Origin of the sequence: Achromobacter sp. LC458, from assembly GCF_001005835.2 — a bacterium.
GTDB lineage: Bacteria > Pseudomonadota > Gammaproteobacteria > Burkholderiales > Burkholderiaceae_B > Achromobacter > Achromobacter spanius_B.
This window is the reverse complement of record NZ_LBHW02000009.1, coordinates 122,315-137,680: the sequence shown is the minus strand read 5'-3', so window position 1 is coordinate 137,680 and position 15,366 is coordinate 122,315. Positions and strand designations below refer to the sequence as shown.

At 67.3% G+C, this 15,366-nt stretch carries 12 protein-coding genes; 8 read left to right on the top strand and 4 right to left on the bottom strand.

Annotated elements, in window-relative coordinates; all coding sequences use genetic code 11:
- Nucleotides 1-37: 37 nt before the first annotated feature.
- Nucleotides 38-703, bottom strand: a complete 666-nt coding sequence (locus tag YH64_RS10400; RefSeq protein ID WP_082134407.1) for an IclR family transcriptional regulator — start codon at nt 701-703, stop codon at nt 38-40.
- Between the two features lie 242 nt (nt 704-945).
- Here YH64_RS10400 and YH64_RS10395 point away from each other — a divergent pair, with 242 nt between their 5' ends.
- From YH64_RS10395 to YH64_RS10380, 4 genes are all read left to right on the top strand, one after another.
- Complete coding sequence (locus YH64_RS10395) at nt 946-1,914, top strand: tripartite tricarboxylate transporter substrate binding protein (protein ID WP_046803843.1); 969 nt, start codon at nt 946-948, stop codon at nt 1,912-1,914.
- A 73-nt stretch (nt 1,915-1,987) separates the two neighbouring features.
- Nucleotides 1,988-2,671, top strand: coding sequence for an RraA family protein (locus tag YH64_RS10390; protein WP_185975363.1), 684 nt, complete (start codon nt 1,988-1,990; stop codon nt 2,669-2,671).
- Nucleotides 2,672-2,673: 2 nt separating this feature from the next.
- Nucleotides 2,674-3,615, top strand: coding sequence for an NAD(P)-dependent oxidoreductase (locus YH64_RS10385; protein ID WP_046803841.1), 942 nt, complete (start codon nt 2,674-2,676; stop codon nt 3,613-3,615).
- 134 nt (nt 3,616-3,749) lie between these two features.
- Complete coding sequence (locus YH64_RS10380) at nt 3,750-4,496, top strand: hypothetical protein (protein WP_255444296.1); 747 nt, start codon at nt 3,750-3,752, stop codon at nt 4,494-4,496.
- A 64-nt stretch (nt 4,497-4,560) separates the two neighbouring features.
- Here the strand turns inward: YH64_RS10380 and YH64_RS10375 are convergent, their stop codons facing one another.
- On the bottom strand, nt 4,561-5,484 hold the full coding sequence (locus tag YH64_RS10375) for a LysR family transcriptional regulator (RefSeq protein ID WP_046803840.1): 924 nt from the start codon (nt 5,482-5,484) through the stop codon (nt 4,561-4,563).
- A gap of 133 nt (nt 5,485-5,617) precedes the next feature.
- Between YH64_RS10375 and YH64_RS10370 the strand changes: the two genes are divergently transcribed.
- The 3 genes from YH64_RS10370 to YH64_RS10360 are packed head-to-tail and all read left to right on the top strand — an operon-like array spanning nt 5,618 to nt 9,602.
- A complete protein-coding gene (locus tag YH64_RS10370; protein WP_046803839.1) occupies nt 5,618-7,024 on the top strand; it encodes a D-serine ammonia-lyase in 1,407 nt (468 codons plus the stop codon).
- 2 nt (nt 7,025-7,026) lie between these two features.
- The gene (locus YH64_RS10365) at nt 7,027-8,013 is read left to right on the top strand and encodes a tripartite tricarboxylate transporter substrate binding protein (protein WP_046803838.1); all 987 of its coding nucleotides are present in this window, start codon (nt 7,027-7,029) and stop codon (nt 8,011-8,013) included.
- An 11-nt stretch (nt 8,014-8,024) separates the two neighbouring features.
- The gene (locus YH64_RS10360; RefSeq protein ID WP_255444295.1) at nt 8,025-9,602 is read left to right on the top strand and encodes an amidase; all 1,578 of its coding nucleotides are present in this window, start codon (nt 8,025-8,027) and stop codon (nt 9,600-9,602) included.
- Between the two features lie 58 nt (nt 9,603-9,660).
- On the opposite strand, the gene YH64_RS10355 is transcribed toward YH64_RS10360, so the two are convergent.
- Complete coding sequence (locus tag YH64_RS10355) at nt 9,661-12,423, bottom strand: hybrid sensor histidine kinase/response regulator (RefSeq protein ID WP_255444294.1); 2,763 nt, start codon at nt 12,421-12,423, stop codon at nt 9,661-9,663.
- Nucleotides 12,416-13,255, bottom strand: a complete 840-nt coding sequence (locus tag YH64_RS10350; protein WP_046803837.1) for a DNA-binding response regulator — start codon at nt 13,253-13,255, stop codon at nt 12,416-12,418. The genes YH64_RS10355 and YH64_RS10350 overlap by 8 nt, the downstream gene beginning before the upstream one ends.
- A gap of 466 nt (nt 13,256-13,721) precedes the next feature.
- Here YH64_RS10350 and YH64_RS10345 point away from each other — a divergent pair, with 466 nt between their 5' ends.
- The gene (locus YH64_RS10345; RefSeq protein WP_223264698.1) at nt 13,722-15,365 is read left to right on the top strand and encodes a ShlB/FhaC/HecB family hemolysin secretion/activation protein; all 1,644 of its coding nucleotides are present in this window, start codon (nt 13,722-13,724) and stop codon (nt 15,363-15,365) included.
- The last annotated feature ends 1 nt before the right edge of the window (nt 15,366 follow it).

Genomic DNA, 15,366 nt, shown 5'->3' with positions numbered 1-15,366 from the left:
AGACGCTTGCCGCCACAGACATGCCCTGGCCCGTGCCCTAACCCGCGCCGCCTTGCCGCGCGCCCATCATCGACCGCGACAGCCGGCTGGCCGTTGAAAGAATGGCTTCTTTATGGCCCAGCAGCACCGCTTCGTTCAAGCGCGAGATGGGGCCAGAGATGCAGATCGCGCCCAGCAGGGTCCAGTTGATGCCGTACACCGGCGCCGAAATGCTGGAGACTTCGGCGTCGCGCTCGCCCAGCGAAATCATGTAGCCGGCACGTCGTACGGCCTCGTACTCGTCGCCCGCTTCGCCTGAAAACGCCAGCAGCACGCGGCCCGGGCTGCCCAGGTTCAAGGGCAGCGCCGCGCCGACCCGCACGTGGTGGCGGATGGACTTCGGGCCTTCGACGCGCGCCATGCAAATCCGCTGATTGCCTTCGCGCACATAGAACGTTGCGCTTTCCCCTGTGGCGCCGGACAGCTCGCGCAGCACGGGCTGCACCAATTCCTGCACGTTGAACGTGGCTTGGTAGCACGCGCCCAGCCAACCGGCCGCGCGCGCCAGGCGCCACGTGCCGTCCGGCCGCTGGGCCAGGTAGTCGTCCATGGCCAGGGTGCGCGCCAGGCGCAGCACGGTGGACCGATGGCAGCCCGTGCGGCGGCTGAGCTCAGCCAGCGTCAGGTGGGCGTCGTCCACGCCGAAGGCCTCCAGGATGCGCATCGCGCGCCGGACCGCGACCACGCCGTCTTCGGCGCCGTCGGCGTCGTTTTCTGTTCCCGCGCTGCCGCCGCCTTCGCGGTCTTTGCCGTCATTGCCGTCATTGCCGTTGTCGTTCACGATTCGCCCCCAAGTCTTTTAAATCGACCGCTATACGAAACGTGTTTCGTACTGCGAACCTAGATTGTATTAGGCGGAACACGCCCGCACAATGCGCGGATCAAAACAACGACTGGAGACAAACCATGAAAGTGATTGCGCGCGTGTTGTCGGGCCTGGCGCTCGTTTGCGTGGCGGGCATCAGCGCCGCCCAGGGCTACCCCGACAAACCCATCCGCCTGATCGTGCCCTTCCCTCCGGGCGGCGGCACCGACGTGCTGGCCCGCGAAGCGGCGCTGAAGGTGGCAAAGAACACCGGCTGGAACATCGTCACGGAAAACCGCCCGGGGTCCGGCGGCAATATCGGCGTGGACGCGGTGGCGAAGTCGGCGGCGGACGGCTATTCGCTGGTGCTGGGGCAGACCAGCAACCTGGCCATCAACCCCACGCTGTACGCCAAGCTGCCCTACGACCCGGAAACCGACCTGTCCGCCATCGGCCTGATCGCCGACGCGCCGCTCGTGCTGGTAGTGCCGGCCAATTCGCCGTTGAAATCGTTCAAGGACATGATCGCCGCGGCCCGCGCCAAACCCGAGGCGCTGAACTACGCCAGCTCGGGCAACGGCACCGTGGCCCACCTGGCCGCCGTGCAGTTGCAGAACGCCGCCGACATCAAGCTGACGCACGTGCCGTACAAGGGCGCCGCCCAGGCGTCCAACGACCTGATCGGCGGTCAGATCGACATGTACCTGTCGTCGGTGCCCACGCTGATCGGCCACGTGCGCAACGGCAAGATGCGCGCGCTGGCGGTGACCTCGGCGCAACGCGTGCCCGACATGCCCGACGTGCCGACCATTGCCGAAAGCGGCTACCCCGGCTTCGAGGCCGTGACGTGGTTCGGCCTGGCCGCGCCGGCCGGCGTGCCGCAGGACATCGTGCAGCGTCTGAACGCGGAATTCAACAAGGCGCTGCAAGCGCAGGACCTCAGTACGAAGTACCAGGAACAAGGCGCGCGCGTGCTGACCAGCACGCCTGAACAATTCGCCAAGCTGATCCATGACGACCGCATCCGGTGGGGAAAGATCGTGAAGGACTCGGGCGCCCGCGTCGAATGAGACCCAGGCCGCGCAGGCACCGCCCGGCCAAAAAAACCGACCCCAACATCGTCTTCTTCAGACAGGAATTTCCATGGCAAACCCCGACATCATCAAAGACTTTTCCCGCGTCCCGGCCGACATCGTGCGCCGCGCCGCGTCGTTGCAGCCGGCCATCCTGGCCGATGTGGCGGGCCGGCGCGGCGCGCTCAGTGGCCGCATTCGGCCGCTGGACCCCGGCATGAAGCTCGCGGGCACCGCCTTCACCGTTGAGGTGCGGCCCGGCGACAACCTGATGATTCACGCGGCCATCTCGCTGGCCAAACCCGGCGACGTGCTGGTGATCGACGGCAAGGGCGACCTGAGCGCCGCGCTGATGGGCACCATCATGATTACCGCCTGCCGCCAGCTGGGCATCGCCGGCGTGGTCATCGACGGCGCGGCGCGCGACACCACCGAAATCATCGACATGGGGTACCCGGTATTCGCGGCCGGCGCCAACCCCAACGGCCCGACCAAGAACGTGCCCGGCCGCATCGGCCACCCCGTGTCGGTGGGCGGCGTGACGGTCCACCCCGGCGACTTCATCATTGGCGATGCCGACGGCGTGGTCGTCGTCGAGCGCGAAAAAATCGAAGGCTTGCTGCCCGCGGCGGAAAAGAAAGTGCGCGACGAAGCCGCCCGCATCGCCGCCATTCAGGCCGGCGACACCGCAGCCACCTGGCTGACGGCCGCGCTGCGCAGCGCCGGCGTGCTGAAGGAAGGAGAGGCGCTGTGACCATGCCTGCTGCGCCTAAACCGGCGTTGGTCGTTACCGCCGCCGACCTGGCCACCGAAGCCCTGGCGCTGCTGGACGGCTTCAACATCGTCTACGCGGGCAAGGCGCCGTCGGAAGACGACATCGTGGCGCTGTGCCGCCAGCACGATCCGGTGGCCATCATCGTGCGCTATAGCAAGGTGGGCGCCGCCGCGATGGACGCCGCGCCGTCCTTGCGCGTGATCTCCAAGCACGGCAGCGGCACCGACACCATCGACAAGGCTGCCGCCGCGCAACGCGGCATCGAGGTCGTGGCGGCGGCGGGCGCGAACGCGGCGGCCGTGGCCGAGCACGCGCTGGCACTGCTGCTTGCCGCCGCCAAATCGGTGGTGCCGCTGGATGCGCGCATGCGGGCGGGCCATTGGGACAAGGCCACGCACAAAAGCGTGGAGCTGGACGGCAAGACGGTCGGCGTGGTTGGGCTGGGCGCCATCGGCCGGCGCTTTGCGGCGATGGCGCACGGCATGAACATGCGTGTCATTGGCCACGATCCCTATGCGCAAGACCTGCCGCCTTATATCCAGAGCGTGGCCTTGCCCCGCATCTGGCAGGAGTGCGATGCCGTGTCGTTGCACTGCCCGCTGACCGACGCCAACCATCATCTGGTCAACGCCGACACGCTGGCGCAGTGCCGGCCCGGCGTGATCCTGGTGAACACCGCGCGGGGCGGCCTGGTGGACGAAGCGGCGCTGCTGGCCGCCGTGCGTAGCGGCCAGGTGATGGCCGCGGGCCTGGACAGCTTCGCCGTCGAACCCATGACGGCGGGACACCCGTTTCAACAGGAGCCCCGCATCCTGCTCAGCCCGCACATCGGCGGGGTGACCCGCGCGGCCTACGTGAACATGGGCGTGGCGGCGGCGCGCAACGTGCTGGCGGGTTTGGCCCGCAGCGCGGCGGCGGTTTAAGCCACGGCGCCGTCCCACGGCGGCGTCTTCAGACCCTCCGGACCGCTTCGTCCCGGGCGGTCTTGACGGCGCCGCACCGTCCGCCCCCAGCTGCGGTATAAACGAACCCCCTTCGTTTCCAAGCAGGCGCCGCCTTGTCGCAAACATTCGGAGCACGTCGATACTTCTTTGCCACGGCCAGCGTCATCCGCCATCAAGGCCGGGCCATGCTGGCCGCCGCGCCGTGGTCGCTGGCGGCATTTCTGTTGTCGCTGCCATTCGCCATCCTGGCCGCGACGCTGGCCTGGACCGGTAGCGCGCTGTACATGCTGCTGGCGCTGATCAACCTGATCGCGTTCGCGCGCGTGACGTTCGCCTGGCATCGTGTCGTGGTGCTGGGCAGCGGCGCCAACCCCGACGCGGCGCGCGGCGGTTCGGCCGAGGCGCGGCACCTGATGGTATTCGGCGTGCTGGTGCTGATCGTGGCCGTGCTGGCGCGCGCGACGGGCGACCTGCCCTATGTGCTTTACATGCTGATGAACGGGCCGGACACCAACAAGTTCCTGGCGGCACTGGTGCCGGCCGTGCTGGTGGTGTGGCTGCCGGTGCTGGTTTGCGTGGCGGTGTTGACCTTGAGCCTGCCGCGCACCGCCGTCACGGGCGACGCGAGCTTGCAAGGTATCCGCGCCGCCATGCCTTATCCGCGCTGGCCGCTGGTGTTGGCCCTGGCCGTGCTGGTCAGCCTGGGCGGCTTTGCCCACAGCGGGCTGACGGAATATCTGCACTACGCCACGAACGCAGGGCTGTTGTGGACCGCCGGGTATGTCGTGCTGTTCGCGGTGATGACGTTCGTGGTGGCAGCGATGGTGGCGGTGGCGTATCGGGATGGCGTGCGGCGCTGATCCGCGCACTGATCACGGCGCAGCGCTCACGGCGCACTGATCACCGCGCATCAATCGCCGCGCATCAATCCACCACCCCACCCTCCGCTTCCAGCTGCGCTCGCAGGCTGGCGATGAACGCCTTGGCGGCCTCGGGCAGCACGCGTCCGGCCAGCGTCTGCACCTCGAAGTGGCGTTCGTTCATTTCGCGGTCGCGCAGCGGCACGGCCACCACCTGCTTGCCGCGCAACCGATAACGGATTGCCAGTTCCCCGCAGAACGCCACGCCGCCGCCCGCCCCCGCGAACGCCACCAGCGCATCGACGCTGCGGCTGGAGAACACGGGCTCGCACTGCAATTGCTGGCGGCTGCAACTGATGTCGATCAACTGCCGCAGCGTGGAATCGGCGTCGGGCAATGCCAGCGGATACGCCATCAATTGCGCCAGCGACACTTCAGATTGCGCAGCCAAGGGATGGTCCGCCGCCACCACCGCCCGCACCGGCGCGGGCATGCGCAATTCCACGCGCACGTCGCGGTGTGAGGTCAGGCTGAGCGTGATGCCGATATCGGCCGCGCCGTCGCGCACCCGGACGGGCACTTCACGCTGCGAGCACACGTCCAGCGTGAAGCGAATGCCTGCATATTGCTTACGAAATTCCGCGATGGCCGCGGGCACCACGTCGTGCACGAAACCCTCGGTGCACACAACGCGCACCAGCCCCTGGCGCAGGCCGCGCAGGCTCATGATTTCGCCGGTCACGCGGTCCACATCCTGTTGCGCGCGCTTGGCGTGCGCGGCCAACAATTCGCCGGCCGCGTTCAGCGCCATGCCGCGCGAGCGGCGCTCGAACAGCAAGGTGCCCAGCTCGCGTTCCAGCCGGGCGATCTGGCGGCTGACGGCCGACGGCGCCACTTCCAGCCGCTCGGCCGCCACGCTGACGGAGCCGCAGCGCGCCACTTCCAGGAAGTAGCGCAGGGCCATTTCTTGCAGAATCTGGGGGTTCATCGGGTTTGCCCTTGGTTTGCGCAAAACGCAACGGACAATTCTATCAATTCATATTGCGGCAACGTTAAGGGCAAGCCTAGGATGTGACCGTTAGATGACGTCTTCTGGACGCCCCCCTTAGGCAAGCGCAGTCATGATCCCGTCCCCCGCTTCTGTTTCGTCCCTTTCCTTGCAGGCGTTGCGCGCGGCGCGGCCCGTGTTGTGGACGCGTCCGGCTGTGGGGGTTGCCCCCGTTGGCGCGCCCGCCGTTAAGCCCCCCGCTGCCCCCTTCAGCCTGGCCGATGTGCAGGCCGCGCAGGACCGCTTCACGCGCTTCGCACCGTTGCTGGCGCAGCGCTTTCCAGAGCTGCAAGCCACCGCCGGCGTCATCGAATCGCCGTTGCTGGAAACCCCCGCCATGCAGGACGCGTTGGGCTTGCCCAAGGCGTCGGGACGGTTGTGGATCAAGGCGGATCACGCGTTGCCCGTGGCGGGGTCGATCAAGGCGCGCGGCGGCATCCACGAAGTGCTGGAATTCACCGAAAAGCTGGCCCTGGAACGCGGCCTGATCGCGCCCGGCGATAACTTCATCAAGCTGGCCTCGCGGGAGGCCCGCGCCTGTTTCGCGGAATACCAGGTAGCCGTGGGCTCAACCGGCAACCTGGGTTTGTCTATTGGCGTGATTGCATCGGCGCTGGGGTTTCGGGCCGCCGTGCACATGTCGGCGGACGCCAAGGAATGGAAAAAAACCCGGCTGCGCGCGCGCGGGGTCGAGGTGGTGGAACATCCCGGCGATTACGAAAAAGCCGTGGCGGCCGGACGCCGCCAGGTCGAGGCCGACCCCAAGGGTTACTTCGTTGACGACGAACGCTCGGCCTCGCTGTTCCTGGGTTATGCGGCAGCCGCGCTGGCGCTGCGCGAGCAGATGGCGCAAGCCGGCATCGTGGTCGACGCCGAGCATCCGCTATTTGTCTACCTGCCTTGCGGCGTGGGCGGCGCGCCCGGCGGCATCGCCTTTGGCTTGTCGTTGCTGTTCGGCGCGCACGTGCACTGCTTCTTTGCCGAGCCGGTCCAGTCGCCGTGCTTTCTGCTGCGCATGATGGCCGGCAATGGCCAACTGCCGGGCGTGCCGGTGCCGCCGTCGGTCTACGACATCGGCCTGACCAACCAGACCGAGGCCGACGGCCTGGCCGTGCCGCGCGCGTCGGACCTGGCGTATGCCGCCGTGGGCGACCTGCTGGCCGGCGTCTACACCGTGGCGGACGACACGCTTTACGGCGACCTGGCGCGCCTGCATGACAGCGAAGGCCTACGCATCGAGCCCTCGGCGGCAGCGGGCTTTTCTGGCCCGCGCCACTTGCTGGGCAGCGTCGCGGGCCAACAGTGGCTGCGCCAGCGCGGCTTGCTGCCGCACCTGCCGCGTGCCACGCATCTGGCCTGGACCACGGGCGGGCTGTTCGTGCCGGCCGAAGAATATGAGCAATTCCTGAGCCGCGGGCAACGACTCGCGGCCGACCCTCAGGCGCCGACACAAGCGCCTTTCCTCCACCACTCTCGTTGAGCATGACCATGAAGACTGCCTTGATTGCCCTTGGTGTCACCCTGGCGGGCACCCTTGCCGCCTCTGCCCCGGCCGCCGCCCAGCCCGGCTACCCCACGCGACCCGTCACGCTGGTGGTGCCCTTTCCGCCCGGCGGCGCCACCGACGTGCTGGGCCGCGTCATCGCGCAAAAGCTGGGCCAGGAATTGGGCCAGACCGTGGTGGTGGAAAACCGCGCGGGCGCGGGCACCGCAATCGGCGCCGGCTTCGTCGCCAAGGCCGCGCCCGATGGCTACACGTTGCTGGTCAGCTCGGGCACCACCTTCACGGTCAACCCGGCCATCCAGAACAAGCTTCCGTACGATCCGGTCAAGAGCTTTGAACCGCTGGGCATCGTGGGCCGCACCGGCCTGGCGCTGCTGGCCAACCCGCAGGTGCCGGTCAAGGATCTGAAGGAACTGGTGGCCTACGCCAAGGCGCGCGACAAGGAGCCGCCGGCCTACGGTTCGTTCGGTGCCGGCACCACCGCGCATTTTGTCGGCGAAGCCTTCCTGTCGGCCGCCGGCATCAAGATGATTCACGTGCCCTACAAGGGCAGCGCCCCCGCCATGACCGACCTGATCGGCGGCCAGATCCCGTTCTCGGTCGACACCGTGGCGGCCGCGCTGCCGCAAAGCAAGCAGGGCAAGGTGCGCGTGCTGGCGGTGTCGGCCCCCACGCGTTCGGCCTTCCTGCCCGACGTGCCGACCTTTGCCGAACAGGGCTATCCGTCGGTGGCCATGGACACGTGGTTGATGTTCACCGCGCCGCGCGGGCTGCCCGCCGACGTGAAGACCAAGCTTGAGACCGCCTTGCGCGCCACGGTGGCATCGCCGGACGTGCGCAAGAGCCTGGAGGCGCAGGGCTTTGAAGCCGCGTTCTCCAGCGCGGCCGAAGGCGAAGCGCTGATCCAGAAGGAACTGCCGCAGATGCGCGACGTTGCGCAGCGCGCCAATATCAAAATCGATTGAAGGAAGTTTTCATGACCCTGGACGATTCCCTCGTCTCGCTGTCGGCCGTGGAGCTGCGGCGCCTGATCGGCGCGCGCCAGCTCTCGCCGGTGGAATTGCTGGACGCGTGCATCGCGCGTATCGAGGCGGTCAACCCGTACATCAACGCCGTCACCGCCACCGCGTTCGAACGCGCCCGCCTGGAAGCGCGCGCCGCCGAACAAGCGGTGATGGCGGGCGACGCGCTGGGCCTGCTGCACGGCCTGCCGCTGGGCGTGAAAGACCTGGAGCCCACCGCCGGCCTGTTGACCACCTTCGGGTCGCAGATTTATCGCGACCACATCCCCACCGAAGACGTGACGCTGGTGGCGCGCCTGCGCCGCGCCGGCGCCATCGTCACCGCCAAGACGAACGTGCCGGAAATGGGCGCGGGCGCCAATTCGCGCAACACCGTGTGGGGCGCAACCGGCAACCCGTTCAACCCCAACCTGAATGCCGGCGGATCGTCCGGCGGGTCGGCCGCCGCGCTGGCCAGCGACATGTTCCCGGTCTGCACGGGGTCGGACACGGGGGGCTCGCTACGCATTCCGGCATCCAAGTGCGGCGTGGTGGGCTTTCGGCCGTCGCCGGGCGTGGTGCCCAGCGTGCGCAAGCTGCTGGGCTGGACGCCGATCTCCGTCGTCGGCCCGATGGGCCGCACGGTGGCGGACGCGTGTTTGCAAATGGCGGCCAGCGCCGGCCCCGACGCCGGTGACCCGCTGAGCTATCCGCTGGACCCGCTGCAATTCTTGACGCCGGGCACGGCCGACCTGGGCCGCCTGCGCGTGGCCTACACCGAGGACTTCGGCCAGTGCGAGGTGGACGACGGCATCCGCGCCACCTTCCGCGCCAAGATCGCGGCCATGCGCCATCTGTTCGCGGCCTGCGACCCCATCGAGCTGGACTTCGGCGAGGCCCATCGCTGCTTTGACGTGCTGCGCGCCGAAGCCTTCGTGGCGGGCATGCGCGACGCCTACGAGAAAGACCCCAACAGCCTGGGCCCCAACAGCCGCGCCAACTTCGAGATGGGCGCCGCGATGAGCCTGAAGGACTGCGCCTGGGCGCAAGCCGAACAGACGCGCCTGATCAAGCGCTTCCAGCGTGCCTTTGACGACTACGATTTGATCCTGTCGCCCACCACGCCGGTGTCGCCGTTTCCGTGGACGCAGCTGTACGCTGAATCCATCAACGGCCGCCGCCAGGAAAACTACTATCGCTGGCTGGCCCTGACGTATGTGGTGACGTTGACCACGCACCCCGCCCTGACGCTGCCTTGCGGCCTGGACCACCAAGGCATGCCGTTTGGCATGCAGATCGTCGGGCGCTTTCGCGGCGACCGCGAGGTGCTGGCGGCAGCCCAAGGCATGGAGCAGGCCTTTGCCGGCAACGCCGAACTGCAACGTCCGCGTCCGGACCTGGCGGCATTGAAGCCCGCCAACCCGTCGCTGACGTCGATCGTGACCGTGCCGCCGGATGTGGCCGTCGCGACCACGGCGGGCGAACCTGCGGCGGGCGTACCCGCGGCGGGCGAACCCGCTGGAAAATCCACGGGCAGCGTGTCGGCGGTATAAGCCGACGCGTCACACAGGGGCCGGGCGACCGGCCCCTTTGCGTTTCCGACGCGGTCGTTCAGCCCGCGCGCATGGTTTCGCACAGCTTGCGAATCGCCCCGATGTCGCCCTGTTTAGCCAGGCGTTGCAGCGCCGCGCAAAAGTCCTTGAATGCCGCATCGCGCGCCTGCAACGCGCGCGACCAGTCGATCAGGTCAGAGATGGCGCCGCTATCCAGCAGCACTTGCACCTGCGCCAGCTCGGCGCCGGACAAACGCGGCGCAAACGAGGGCAATGACGCAGGCTTGCCCTCGTCGCCGACGGCCTTGATCGTCAGGTTCAACAGCCTGCCCAACACATGCCGCAGCTCGACCAGGCTGATGGGCTTGAGCAGGCTGGCGTCATAGCGCGCGCCGCCCAAGGCCAGGGTGTCGTGCGGGGTGGCCGACACCGCCACCACGGGCAGGTCCGGCCAGCGCGCGCGCGCCGCCGCCAGCACCACCGAGCCATCCACGCCTTCCATCCGGTGGTCGGTCAGAATCAAATCGGGGCGCCGCGCGTCCTGCGCCTGGATGCGCGCCACCATGCCCCGGCCATCGGCTTCGCTGTCCACTTGAAAGCCCATGCTGGCCAGTTCCTCGACCAGGAATTCGCGGATCTCGGGCGTATCCTCGGCCAGCCACAGATGCTTGCCCGACCCGTCCAGCGTTGGCAGCACATGCGGCGCGGCAGCGATGTAGTGATGCGAGATGCGGGACTCGTCCATCTTCCTGACCGGCAACGTCACGCTGATCAAGGTGCCCAGGCCCACGTGGCTTTCCACACGGATATCGCCGTCCATGCGCTCCACCCACTGCTGGACGATGGCCAGGCCCAGCCCTACCCCCGGCTGGTTATCGGCGGCCGCGAGCCGATGGAAGGGTTCGAAGATGCGCTGGCGATCGCACGGCGCGATACCGCAGCCCGTATCGCGCACCGACAACACCAACTGCCCCGCGGCGTCCACAGCAGCAGGGGCAGACGCCGCGTAATCGGCCGTCAACGTCAGCACGCCACCCCGGGTGAACTTGGCCGCGTTGTCGATCAGGTTGGACAACACCTGCCGCACGCGCTTGCCGTCCATTTCCAACACGGCGGGTACAGAGTCCGACACGCGCAATACAAACTGGTTGTTATGGCGGGCAGCAATGGGCGCCGATTCCTTGGCCACGGCATCCAGCAAGGCGTGCACGTATTCCGGCGATACGCGCAGCGCCTGGCCGCCGACGCCCGCCGCGTAATCGATCAGGTCGTTCACCATGCCCAGCATGTGGTCGGCGCTGCGTCGAATGATGGCGCCGCGCGGCGCATCGTCGCGCCCGCCCGCCTGGATCAGATCCGCGAAACCGATGATCGAGGTCAGCGGCGTGCGCAGGTCATGGCTGATGCGCGCCAGGAAGTCCTGGCGCACGCGGCCCGCTTCGTCGGCTTGGATCAATGCTTCCTGCAAGGCCTGCGTGCGTTCCCTGACGGCGTAATCAAGGCGCTGGTGCTCGCGTTCACGCGCCTGCGTGAGCTCGGCTTGGACGGCCAGCTTTTCCTGCCGATGCTGGCGCGTTCGTCCGTGCACCAGCACGGCCAGCATCAGCGACACCGACAACAGGTCCCACGCCACCTCGGGCCCGCCTTCCCACCGGCCGGGCAGCAGCCCGTTGATGAATGCCAGCCGCAGGAACAGGCAGGCGCAATACACCGCGAACGACAGCAGGAAGATGCGTGCGTTGGCATGCCCGCGCCGCCAGCCATCAGCCATGGAGATCGGCCAGACCAGCCCCCACAGGAAGATCAGCCCGACCAGCGCCTGCGCGCTGGCGCGATACTCACCAAACGCCGCCCAGACCGAGCCCACTAGGCCCACGGCGATCAGCGCGCCGTACACCCAGCGCCACAACCGCACCCGATGCAGATCGGCGAACAGCATGACCGAGAACCCGAACACCGTGGCCGCCAGCGTGCCCAGCACACTGGGCGCGCGCAACACCACTTCGCCGCCGCCTGTCACCACATAGCGGTACAGCAGGCCTTGGTACGAAATGCTGTAGAGGATTTCGGTAATGATGGCGGCGGACAGCAGCAGGAACACCAGGTCGCGCTGGGCCACGCCGAGCACCCCCGTGTAGATCACCACCATCAGCAGCGCGCCGATCAGCAGCGCCAGCACCAGCGTGCCGCGCTGCGCCGCGCCCACGAACGCGCCCGGCGTCCACAAGGTGGGTTCCATGCTGATGGCCGAGCGGCTTTGCACCCGCACCAGCACCGTCATGCGTTCACCCGGATTGAGCAGCAGCGCGGCCACCGACACCGACGACGGCACTTGTCGCGATGCGAGCGGCTCGCGGTTGCCTGCCAGGATGACTTGGGAAGGCTCCCGCTGTCCGGCGGGATACAGATAGAACCGCACGTCTTCCAGCCTGGGGACGCCGAACGACAACCAGCGTTCAACAAAGCCCTGCGTGGGGTTGCTGACGTCCAGCTTCAGCCAGTACACCGATTTCGAAAAGCCCCGATTCAGCCAGGCAGGCGCCACGGGCTGCCAGGGCCCGTCCAGGATCTGGCCGACGTCCTTGGACGCGGTCGTGTCTTCCTGCCCCAGCAATTCGTGGTTCAGGGGCAGCTTGCCGGTCACGGCGTTCAGGTCGACGACGGGCGTTGCAGGCGGTAAGGGCTGTGCGTGCACGGGTGACATCACGCATGACAGGACCCCTAGCAACAGCAACAACAACGGCAACAATAACGGCAACAACAACGGCAACATTAAGTTCAACGGCAGCCTGCCCGGCAAGCCCAGGCGGCGATCATGCATAAGGATCATGCTCCTGGCGCAAGGCCGTGGGGGGCATGCCGAAGCGCTCGCGAAAAGCCGTAGAGAAATTACCCCGATTGCCATAGCCCACCGCCTGCGAAATGGCCTGGATATCCAGGCTGGTTTCGCACAGCAAGCGGCGCGCCTCGCGCATGCGCTCTTCGCGCAGGAATTCGAACACGGTCGTGCCGGCGCAGCGTCGGAACGCCTGGTTCAGCCGGCGCGCGTTCGTGTTCAGCGCCTGCGCCAGCGCCATCAATTCCGGCGTGTGGTCCAGCCGTTCGCGCAGCAGCTTGCGGGCGGCGCGAAACAGCACGCCGTCCAGCGTCGCACCGGCCGCGGCGGCCGAGGTGCCATCGTCCGCATGGGGTTCGGCCACGGTGGGAACAGGGGTCGGCGTGGCGTTGGGCGTGGCCCCTACCCGCAGATGAATCAGCAGGCGCAGGCGCACTTCCTCGAAGTCGAAGGGCTTGGCCACGTAATCGACCGCACCGGCCGACAGACCCGCCACCCGTTCGCCGGGCAGGCTTGCCGCCGTCAGGAAGATGACGGGGATGCCGCGCGTGGCCTGGTCGGCTTTCAGCAGGCGGCAGGCGGCCAGGCCGTCGCACACCGGCATGGTCACGTCCATCAGGATGATGTCCGGCTGCACCAGCTGCGCCTTGCGGTAGCCGTCATTGCCGTCCTCGGCCACATAGACGCGGCAGTCCTGGCTGGTCAGGAAATCGACCAGCAGCATGCGGTCTTCGGGGCGGTCCTCCACGACCAGTACGCGTAAGCCCGCGAGCTGGCCCGGAGCCATCGAAAAGAAGGCGTCGTTCATGCCGCGCATTCTTTCATGCTGGCCCGCTTTAGCGTTGGTAACACGAGACAAATCCGGGCTCTGGACTCGAATAATTTTCCTTGCGGCAAACCTGCCTGACATTCCAGCAAACCTCGGTAATGGAATATTTGCGTACTTACGATAATGTTTGTTACAGCGCGAAACTGGTCGGCGAAGGGATGTTTTCGTGTCGTTGTGGCGTTGCCGCCACAGACTCACGACACCGGGATTCCCCTGTATTTGCCCGCTCTACCGGTGACGGCGTCACGAGCGTAGGCATATCCCAAGGCTTGGAAGTTGCAAAAATTCTGTGTACCCAAGCGTGACAAATATGTCAAATAGCATCTATTAAATCCGAATGTAACAAGCCGCCGTCCGAGTACTCATGCGCCGTTTATCCCGATTTTGCCGCCCCGTTGTCCTCTGCCTTTCCCCCCTTTCCCTGCATGTCGGCCTGGCCTTAACGGCCCTGGCGTTGGCGACCAGCCCCGCCGCCGCGCAAAGCGTGCGCCCGCAGTTGCCGTCCGCCGCCGAACCCGGCCGCGCCCTGCCCCAGCCGGCCATGCCGGAAAGCATGACGACCGCTCCCGAAGTGACGGTGCAGCAGGGCAGCGCGTCCGAGGCCCCGGTGGGCGCCGACAAGCTGAGCTTCACGCTGGCCAACATGCGGGTGGAAGGCGTGACCCACTACGCGCCCGAGACCATCAGCGCGTTCTACCAGGGGCTGGTCGGCAAGACGATCACCGTGGCCGATGCCTTCAAGGTGGCCAACGACATCGAACTGCTCTACCGCAACGACGGCTACGTGACCACGCGCGTGATCGTGCCGGCGCAGACGGTCGATGGCGGCGTGTTCCGCATCGTGGTGGTCGAAGGCTATGTGTCGGACGTGAAGTACGACGGCGATATCGGCCCCGCCCAAGCGGCGGTGGAAAAGCTGGTGCAGCGCCTGCGTGGCGTGCGCCCGATCAACGTGGCCGAAGTCGAACGCCAATTGCTGCTGGCCAATGACTTGAACGGCCTGGTGGTGCGCGCGTCGCTGGAGGCCTCGCCCAAGGAAGTGGGCGGCTCGGTGCTGGTGGTGCATAGCGAACGCAAGCCGGTCGATGCGCGCCTGGGCATTGATAACCGTGGCTCGCCCTACCTGGGCTGGAGCGAAATGACCGGCCAGGTCACGCTGAATTCGTTCGGCGCCCGCGCCGACACCTTCACGCTGAGCGGCCGCCTGGGCTTTCCGGCCTACCGCAGCCAGGCCGTTGCCGCCAACTACGACATGCTGGTCAGCGACAGCGGCATGACCTTCGGCCTGGCCGCCAGCTACGCCAAGAGCGAGCCGGGGCGCGACCTGGCCCCGCTGAACGTGGCCAGCGACGTGCAGGCCTACACGGCCACCGTCACCTATCCGCTGATCCGCTCGCGCCTGGAAAACCTGCGCGCCTTCGGCATGTTCGACGTGCGCAACGTGGCTACCGACATTACCGAGACGCCCTTTACGCGCGACCGGCTGCGCGTGCTGCGCGCGGGCCTGAGCTATGACCGCACCGACAGCTGGAACGGCATCACCGCCATTCGCGGCACGGTGCACCAGGGCCTGGACGCGATGGGCGCCACGCAAGAAGGCGCCGAGCTGGCCTCGCGCGCCAAGGGCCGGTCGGACTTCCTGAAGCTCACCGCCGAACTGACGCGCCTGCAACAGCTGACCGATCGCCTGTCGCTGGTGGCCACCTTTGCCGGCCAGTACAGCGCCAGCCCGCTACTGGCCAGCGAGGAATTCGCGCTGGGCGGCCCCAACTTCGGCCGGGGTTATGACGACGGCGAAATGTCCGCCGATTCCGGCCTGGCCGGCTCGCTGGAACTGCGCTACGCCGTGTCCACCGACAACTTCCTGCCGCACGGCGCGCACGTTTATTCGTTTGTTGACGGCGGCCGCATCTGGTCGCGCAGCGAAAGCGCGCCGCTGACGCGCGCCAACGTGTCGTCCATTGGCGCGGGCATGCGCGCCAACCTCAGCAAGACCCTGTACGCAACGTTCGAAGTGGCCAAGCCCACAAGCGGCGACGTCCTGACCCAGGGCAACAAGAATCCCCGCGTATTTTTCAGCATCTCGGCGCAGTACTAAG

Excerpts from the sequence above, each read along its gene's own strand:
- YH64_RS10400 (WP_082134407.1), bottom strand. The coding sequence starts at position 703 with ATGCGCATCCTGGAGGCCTTCGGCGTGGACGACGCCCACCTGACGCTG.
- YH64_RS10395 (WP_046803843.1), top strand. The coding sequence starts at position 946 with ATGAAAGTGATTGCGCGCGTGTTGTCGGGCCTGGCGCTCGTTTGCGTG.
- YH64_RS10390 (WP_185975363.1), top strand. The coding sequence starts at position 1,988 with ATGGCAAACCCCGACATCATCAAAGACTTTTCCCGCGTCCCGGCCGAC.
- YH64_RS10385 (WP_046803841.1), top strand. The coding sequence starts at position 2,674 with ATGCCTGCTGCGCCTAAACCGGCGTTGGTCGTTACCGCCGCCGACCTG.
- YH64_RS10375 (WP_046803840.1), bottom strand. The coding sequence starts at position 5,484 with ATGAACCCCCAGATTCTGCAAGAAATGGCCCTGCGCTACTTCCTGGAA.
- YH64_RS10370 (WP_046803839.1), top strand. The coding sequence starts at position 5,618 with ATGATCCCGTCCCCCGCTTCTGTTTCGTCCCTTTCCTTGCAGGCGTTG.
- YH64_RS10365 (WP_046803838.1), top strand. The coding sequence starts at position 7,027 with ATGACCATGAAGACTGCCTTGATTGCCCTTGGTGTCACCCTGGCGGGC.
- YH64_RS10360 (WP_255444295.1), top strand. The coding sequence starts at position 8,025 with ATGACCCTGGACGATTCCCTCGTCTCGCTGTCGGCCGTGGAGCTGCGG.
- YH64_RS10355 (WP_255444294.1), bottom strand. The coding sequence starts at position 12,423 with ATGCATGATCGCCGCCTGGGCTTGCCGGGCAGGCTGCCGTTGAACTTA.
- YH64_RS10350 (WP_046803837.1), bottom strand. The coding sequence starts at position 13,255 with ATGCGCGGCATGAACGACGCCTTCTTTTCGATGGCTCCGGGCCAGCTC.